General features: G+C 72.2%; 1 pseudogene. It reads right to left on the reverse strand.

Features of this window, described 5'->3' with window-relative positions:
* Nucleotides 1-1,166 (reverse strand): annotated as a pseudogene (locus tag AB0C29_RS49560) (hypothetical protein); the annotation flags it as partial.

Genomic DNA, 1,166 nt, shown 5'->3' on the forward strand with positions numbered 1-1,166 from the left:
GGCACCGCGTCGCCGCCGCCGTCGGAGGCGTCACCGCCGGTGGCGGTCGGCTCCGGAGCTTTCGGCCCCTCGGGAGCCGCCGTGCTGGGGGTCGCCCGCGGGGTCGCGTCAGGCTCGGCCGGTACGGCGTTCGGCGCGTCCGGGATGTCGTCGCCGCCGTCGCTGCGCAGCAGGAACTCGCTCTGCGCCACGTTCCAGTTGTCCGCCAGGTAGCTCTTCGGCTTCGGGTTCGTGTTGAAGTAGTCGTCGTGGCCGCAGTCGAGGCGGTCCTCGTGCTTCTTCGGGCAGACCGTACGCAGAGCGGTGTCCGAGCGGTCCTTGTTGCACATCAGGTCGTAGTCGTCGGTGCAGCTGCCGGCGCCGGTGGAGTTCGGCGAGTCCTGCAGCCGGGCGCCGAGCATCTGGGTCACCTCGCGCGCCGCCACCACCGAGCTCCAGCAGCCCGCGTCGACCCGGCCGTACGACGGCCCGCCGTTGTTGCGGTTGCCCAGCCCCGGCCGCTTGTCGGCGACGAAGGTGCCGATGCCGCAGTACACGTTCGTGTCCGCGAAGATCAGGTATTTGCGGTCGGTGCGGTTGTAACCGAGCGTCTGCAGCGCGTCGATGTTGCCGGTGAACGACTCCAGCGCTGCCTCGGGCACCTGGACCTCGGCCACGTCGACCCGGCACTGCGGAGTGGTCACGAAGCGCAGGTGCCGCGAGCCGCCGGTCTCGGCCGCGCTGGCGTCGAAGATCTGGTCGACGCCGGCCGACCAGGTGCGCATCGAGCCGAGGAAGTCGGCGTAGCGGCTCGGGGTGCCGAACTCGTGCAGGTAGAGCACCTGGACCCGCTTGCCGGTGCGCCCGTCGCCCTCGCAGGCCACGTCGTGCGTACCCATGACGAAGTCGGCCTCGCCGGGAGCCGCGTCCGGGATCAGCGCCGGGGCGCCCGGCGACAATGAGGAGCCGCCCTGGTCGCGGACGATCTCGGCGTCCGGGGGCACGGATGCCGCCTCGCGGGCCGGGTCGGCGGGCTCGGGCACCTTGGCCGTCACCGGGGCGACGTCGCGGGTGACCTTCAGGCCGGCCGGGGCCGGGTCGGGGCCGTGGGTGCAGGTCTCCTCGTCGAGCTCGTACACGCCCGCGCAGAGCGAGTCCTTGTCACCCGGCTTGTGCCCGTAGTAGAC

The organism is Actinoplanes sp. NPDC048791, assembly GCF_040650095.1.
Lineage (GTDB): Bacteria > Actinomycetota > Actinomycetes > Mycobacteriales > Micromonosporaceae > Actinoplanes.